Source organism: Nonomuraea maheshkhaliensis, from assembly GCF_039529435.1.
GTDB classification, from domain to species: domain Bacteria; phylum Actinomycetota; class Actinomycetes; order Streptosporangiales; family Streptosporangiaceae; genus Nonomuraea; species Nonomuraea maheshkhaliensis.
Genome location: NZ_BAAAMU010000259.1, coordinates 1 through 4740, shown reverse-complemented (window position 1 = coordinate 4740; position 4740 = coordinate 1). Strand labels below are relative to the sequence as shown.

General features: G+C 73.0%; 5 protein-coding genes. 4 read left to right on the top strand and 1 reads right to left on the bottom strand.

Annotated elements, in window-relative coordinates; all coding sequences use genetic code 11:
- The 4 genes from ABFX54_RS55965 to ABFX54_RS55950 form a co-directional block, all read left to right on the top strand.
- Positions 1-462, top strand: a 462-nt coding sequence (locus tag ABFX54_RS55965; RefSeq protein WP_346115500.1) for an EboA domain-containing protein, incomplete at its 5' end; no start/stop codon positions are given.
- Positions 462-1328, top strand: coding sequence for a TatD family hydrolase (locus ABFX54_RS55960; protein WP_346115499.1), 867 nt, complete (start codon positions 462-464; stop codon positions 1326-1328). The genes ABFX54_RS55965 and ABFX54_RS55960, both read left to right, overlap by 1 nt.
- A complete protein-coding gene (gene eboE, locus ABFX54_RS55955) occupies positions 1328-2455 on the top strand; it encodes a metabolite traffic protein EboE (RefSeq protein ID WP_346115498.1) in 1128 nt (375 codons plus the stop codon). Before ABFX54_RS55960 ends, eboE begins: the two co-directional genes overlap by 1 nt.
- The gene (locus tag ABFX54_RS55950) at positions 2452-3822 is read left to right on the top strand and encodes an alkaline phosphatase family protein (RefSeq protein ID WP_346115497.1); all 1371 of its coding nucleotides are present in this window, start codon (positions 2452-2454) and stop codon (positions 3820-3822) included. Before eboE ends, ABFX54_RS55950 begins: the two co-directional genes overlap by 4 nt.
- A 6-nt stretch (positions 3823-3828) precedes the next feature.
- Here the strand turns inward: ABFX54_RS55950 and ABFX54_RS55945 are convergent.
- The coding region (locus tag ABFX54_RS55945) for a hypothetical protein (protein WP_346115496.1) at positions 3829-4740 on the bottom strand (912 nt) is incomplete at its 5' end.

The window sequence follows — 4740 nt, the reverse complement described above, 5'->3', positions numbered from 1 at the left end:
CCGCTGCCCGGCGTGCCCGGCTGGAGCGCCGACGAGGCCGCGCGCACGCTGCTCCTGGCCGCGCTGCCGCCGGACCGCCTCACCCCCGAGACGCTCGACCTCTACCGGTACGGCGACGCCGACGAGAAGCGGGCCGTGCTCAAGGCCCTGCCCCTGCTCCCCATCGGCACGGCCGCCGTCCACCTCCTGCTGGACGCCCTGCGCACGAACGACGCCCGCCTGCTCGCCGCCGCCCTCGGCCCCTACGCCCGCCACCTCGATCAGGCGGCCTGGCGGCAGGCGGTGCTCAAGTGCGTGTTCACCGGCGTCCCGCTCGACGCCGTGGACCGGCTGGACGAGCGGGCCGACGCGGAGCTGGCCGCGATGCTGGCCGCCTTCGCCGAGGAACGCGAAGCCGCCGGCCGCCCCATGCCACCGGACGCCTCGGCCCTGCTCCGCCGGATCACCAGCGAGGAGACCTGATGCGCATCTTCGACCCGCACATCCACATGACATCGCGCACCACCGACGACTACGCGCGCATGGCCGCCGCCGGGGTGCTGGCCGTGGTGGAGCCGTCGTTCTGGCTCGGCCAGCCCAGGACGAACCCGGGCTCGTTCACCGACTACTTCGACTCGCTGCTCGGCTGGGAGCCGTACCGGGCGGCGCAGTTCGGCGTCGTGCACCACGCCACGATCGCGCTCAACCCCAAGGAGGCCGGCGACCCGCGCTGCGTCCCCGTGCTGGACCTGCTGCCCCGCTACCTGGACAAGGACCGCGTGGTCGCGGTCGGCGAGATCGGCTACGACTCCATGACCCCCGAGGAGGACGACGCGTTCGAACGCCAGCTCGCCCTGGCGATCGAGCACGAACTCCCGGCGCTCGTGCACACCCCGCACCGCGACAAGGCCCGCGGCACCCGGCGCACCCTGGAACTGGTGGCCGCCTCGGGCATCGACCCCGGACGGGTGGCCGTCGACCACCTCAACGAGGTCACCGTCGGGCTCGTCAGCGGCACCGGCTGCTGGATGGGCTTCTCGATCTACCCCGAGACGAAGATGTCGCCGCCGCGCATGGTGGAGATCCTGCGCCGGTACGGCACCGAACGCGTGCTGATCAACTCGGCCGCCGACTGGGGCGTCTCCGACCCGCTGCTGACGCTGGAGACCGCCAGGGCGATGCTGGCGGCCGGGTTCGGCGACGAGGACGTGGACCGGGTGATGTGGCGCAACCCCGTCGAGTTCTACGCCCAGTCAGGACGGCTCGACCTGACCGGCCTCACCGGCGCCGAGCCGACGTTCGCCGGGCCGACGTTCGCTGGCAGCTCGATCAGGCGCGGCGGCGAGTGATGCGCCTGCGGCACCCCTCGGGGACACCACTGCACCTCGGCTACTGCACCAACGTGCACCCGGCCGAGGACCTCGGCGGCATCATCGCCCAGCTCGACGCCTACGCCGTCCCCATCAGGGCCGCGCTCGGCACCGGCGTGCTGGGGCTCGGCCTGTGGCTGGCCGCGCCGGTCGCCGCCGAGCTGGCCGCGGACCCGGCGCCGCTCCGCCGCCTCCGCCGCGAGCTCGACGTCAGGGGCATGGAGGTCGTGACGCTGAACGGCTTCCCGTACCGCTCCTTCCACGACCCGGTCGTCAAGCAGGCCGTCTACCACCCCGACTGGACCACCTCCGACCGGCTCGCCTACACCCTTGACCTGGCCCGCGTGCTGGCCGGCCTGCTGCCCGACGACGCCGCCCGCGGCTCGGTCTCCACCCTGCCGCTCGCCTGGCGCGAGCCGTGGAACGCCGCCATGGCGGACGCGGCCGCCCGCCACCTGGACGAGCTGGCCGCCGGCCTGGCCGGCATCGAGTCCGAAACCGGCAGGACCGTCCGCGTCGGCTTCGAACCAGAACCGGGCTGCGTCGTCGAGACCACCGCTCAGGCCATCGCGCACCTGGCCGGCGCCGACACAGAACGGCTCGGCCTCTGCCTCGACCTGGCCCACCTGGCCTGCGCCTGGGAGCAGCCGTCCGCCGCGCTGAAGGCGCTGCGCGCGGCCGGCCTGCCCATCGTCAAGGTGCAGCTGTCCGCCGCCCTGGAGACCACCCACCCGGAGGCCCTGCGCGAGTACGCCGAGCCACGCTTCCTGCACCAGACCCGCACCCCGGCCGGCGACGCGGCCGACGACCTCGACGAGGCGCTGGAGCGCGGCCTGCCTGCGCCGTGGCGGGTCCACTACCACGTGCCGCTGCACGCCGACCCCGCCCCGCCGCTGACCACCACCATCCCCGTGCTGCGCGAGGCCCTGACCGAGCTGGCCGGCGGGCCGGAGCCCCTGTGCGACCACTACGACGTCGAGACCTACACCTGGAGCGTGCTGCCGCCCGCCCTGCGCCCGGCGACCGCCGCGGACCTCGCCGCCGGCATCGCCGCCGAGCTGGAATTCGCCCGTACCGAGCTGCGTGAGCTGGGAGTGACCGGATGACGAAACTGCTGGTCCTGGACGTGGTCGGGCTCACCCCTCGGCTGCTCGCGCACATGCCCCGCCTGCGCGCCGTCGCCGCCCAGGGCTTCCAGGCGGAGCTCGGCACCGTGCTGCCCGCCGTCACCTGCTCGGTCCAGTCCACGTTCCTCACCGGGCTGCCCCCGTCCGGACACGGGATCGTCGGCAACGGCTGGTACTTCCGCGACCTCGGCGAGGTGCTGCTCTGGCGCCAGCACAACGCCCTGGTCGGCGGGGAGAAGCTGTGGCACGCCGCCGGGCCCGGGTACACGGTCGCCAACGTGTGCTGGTGGTACGCCATGGGCGCCGACGTCGATTGGACCGTCACCCCGAGGCCCATCTACCGCGCCGACGGCCGCAAGGACCCCGACTGCTACACCGACCCGCCCGAGCTGCACGACGAACTCACCGCCGAGCTCGGCACGTTCCCCCTGTTCAGCTACTGGGGGCCGGGCGCCGGCCTGCCCTCCTCGCGATGGATCGCCGGCGCCACCCGGCACATCATGACCACCCGCGACCCCGACCTCACCCTCGCCTACCTGCCGCACCTCGACTACGACCTGCAGCGCTACGGTCCCGGCGACCCGCGCTGCGCCGCCGCGGCCGCCGAGCTGGACGGCGTGCTGGCGCCGCTGCTGGACGCCGCCGGGGAGCGGACCGTGGTGGTGCTGTCGGAGTACGGCATCACCGACGTCTCCCGCCCCGTGGACGTCAACCGCGCCCTGCGCGTCGAAGGCCTGCTGCGCGTGCACACCCAGGACGGCATGGAGTACCTCGACCCGTGGACGTCGCGGGCGTTCGCCGTCGCCGACCACCAGATCGCGCACGTCTATGTCCGCGACCCCGCCGACGTGCCCGCCGTCGCCAAGCTGTGCGCCTCGATCGGCGGCGTCGCCACCGTGCTCGACGCCGGTGGCAAGGCCGCGCACGACCTGGACCATCCGCGTTCGGGCGAGCTGGTGCTGCTCGCCGACCGCGACGCCTGGTTCACCTACTACTACTGGCTGGACGACGCCCGCGCCCCCGACTTCGCCCGCCTGGTCGAGATCCACCGCAAACCCGGCTACGACCCCGCCGAACTCTTCTTCGACCCGGCCGCCCCGGCGGCGGCCAAGCGCCGCGCCGCTGTGGCGCTGCTGCGCAAGAAACTGGGCCTGCGCTACCTGATGAACGTCGTCGGCCTCGACGCCGGCGCCAGGGCCGTGCGCGGCTCGCACGGGCTGCTGCCCGCGGGCGCCGCGGACGCGCCCGTCCTGCTCTGCTCCGACCCCGCCGAGGCCAGGGAACGCTACGAGGCCACGCAGGTCAAGGACCTGCTGCTGCGGCTCGGCCGGCCGGGCGGCGGCTGACCGGCCTCAGGAGCCGGCCGGCCTGACGGTGAACTGCGGGGTGAAGTCGAGCTTCTCCGGCACCTGGAGCAGCGTACGGACCAGCTTGCCGTCGAAGTCCACCACCCGCACCTCGTCGAGCGAGGAGTTGTCCAGCTCCCAGCAGAACAGGTGCGACTCGTCGTACCAGCCGAGCACCTTGTCGCAGTCGGAGGTGAACGCGCGCACCTGCGCCCCGGTACGGGTGTCCCACAGGCAGTGGTCACCGCCGTCGCTCTCGGGGCAGTCGGTCACGAGCATGGCGCCGGAAGGGGAGAACAGGTCCGTGGTGCCCGACGCGGTCGAGCCGACCCCCGGCAGGTCGCGTACGCGCTTGCCGGAGCGGTCGAAGAGGCGCAACCCGTCGTCGTCGCCGTACTCGATGACCACGCCCGTGTCGGTGGCGTCCCAGCCGAAGTCGGAGCCGCGGATCGACTCGTCGGCCACCTCGACGACGTCCGCCTTGCCCCGCGCCACGTCCACGACGGCGAACCCGAGGGAGATCCACTCGTCCTTGCCGTCGTCGCCCTTGACCTTCTTGTCGATGTTGAGCAGGAGCCTGGAGCTGTCTCTCGACCAGGAGCGGATGGTGCTGATCAGCGGCTTGCGCACGGTCATGACCCGGAAGCTCGACCCCATCGTCCTGTCGTTGATCAGCACGGAGTCGTAGCCCTGCGAGGTGTAGTCCTTCTGCCGCCCCGCCAGATAGCGGCCGTCGGGGGAGACCAGCGACTCCCAGTTGCCCGCGTGCCGGTCGAAGGAGGCGCCGCGCAGCGACCGCCTGGCGTAGTCGACGTCGTCGTCGGCCTTCTTCTCGTAGACCTCGTACGCGGTCAGCGCGATCGGGTCCGACGGGTGCTCGTGCAGGGTGATCGCGCCGCCCGGCAGCATCGTCTTCAC